The 524-nt window shown below is 35.3% G+C and carries 1 protein-coding gene; it reads left to right on the top strand.

Going from position 1 to position 524, the window contains the following annotated elements:
- Nucleotides 1-247 (top strand): DUF3147 family protein (locus IDG60_RS27265; protein WP_206160432.1); only part of this gene is annotated, 247 nt, incomplete at its 5' end.
- Nucleotides 248-524 lie beyond the last annotated feature (277 nt).

The following is a 524-nucleotide window of genomic DNA, read 5'->3' on the forward strand; positions in this document are numbered from 1 at the left end:
GCAATATGGTGATAAAGTCGCTGTGCATGTAAGTCGTGGCGCAGTGTTTGGTATGACAGGGGTATTAGTTTGTATTTTAGTTACATGGATGATGTTACATATGACGCACATGTGGTTGATTAGCATTGTTGTTGGTTTCCTAAGCTGGTTCATCAGTGCAGTATGTATTTTTGAAGCAGTAGAATTTATAGCACAAAAAAGATTAGAAAAGCATAGTTGGAAAGCTGGAAAATCGAATAGTAAATAGTGTGAACGTAATCTCTTAAATAGGACTAACTTCGCAAGCATTGAATAGCATGGAAAAGTTGCATCATTAATAAATGAAATTCAAGTTGGCATTGAGAAAATTACAAGCGCGTAATCATACAGGTCTGTCTTGAGGAAGTCTTCAAACCCTGATGTTGTCGTATGTCAAAACATTTAGTCAATCATAAAGGTGACTTTAACTAAGTTTATCTGATAGTCTGATTGTAATGATTGTACTAATTGACTGGAGGCGTATGTAATTGAATCTGAGTAAACAA

The organism is Staphylococcus sp. EG-SA-2, from assembly GCF_017152085.1.